Source organism: Bartonella sp. AD328YNZD, from assembly GCF_042196425.1.
In genome coordinates, this window is the sequence record NZ_JBHIQG010000680.1 from 1 (window position 1) to 807 (window position 807).

Genomic DNA, 807 nt, shown 5'->3' on the forward strand with positions numbered 1-807 from the left:
TGGAGAAAGGTTCCGGCTTTTTATAAAACACTTTGCGAAACAACAACAATGACACAACTGGCTTTACGTTTGCTTATTCTGAAAGGCGTTCGTACTTTTCCTTTATGTCATATCCATAAAGATCAAGTTGATGGCGATATCTGGACTATTCCTGCTGAGAATATGAAAGGAAAGCGTGATACCACAACAGAGTTTCGCGTGCCTTTATCATCAGAAGCATTAGAAATTTTAAAACAAGCGCGCCTTTTATCACGCAATGATTTCTTCTTTTCTGCAACAGGTCGCGGTCCCCTCGCGCATAGGTGTATGGCTCAATATATGAAACGTATTGGACTTGAAGCCTGCCCGCATGGTTTTCGCTCTAGTTTACGCAATTGGCTTGCTGAAACAACCGATGCCCCCTATGAGGTCGCTGAAACTATTTTAGCTCATACGGTCGGCGGTAAAGTAGAACGTGCCTATCGTCGTACTGACTATTTAGAACAGCGCCGCGTTTATATGGATAAATGGGCGGCTTATGTCACTGGTCAATCTTAAGATATGGGGTGAATAACCCCATGATCTGTGGATAACTTTCTCTCTCTCCTCTCTCATTCGCTCTCAATTAGACTCATAATTTATCACATTAGAATTTATATGATAAAATATTGTTTTTTATAAAATAAATACCTTCAAAAATAAACCAAAATGTGCTTAATAAATAGGCATGATTTGTTTCTATTTTTTAAGAATGAAAGGATTTTAGAATGACAGAAAATGATATTCTTTTAACAGACCGTGAAAGTGCAAAATTGCTTCATATGAGTG

General features: G+C 38.3%; 1 protein-coding gene and 1 pseudogene. Both read left to right on the plus strand.

All coding sequences use genetic code 11. The features are described from left to right. The coding region (locus tag ACFIO3_RS14425; RefSeq protein ID WP_375704716.1) for a tyrosine-type recombinase/integrase at positions 1-537 on the plus strand (537 nt) is incomplete at its 5' end. A 209-nt stretch (positions 538-746) separates the two neighbouring features. Further along, positions 747-807 (plus strand): annotated as a pseudogene (locus ACFIO3_RS14430) (DNA-binding protein); the annotation flags it as partial.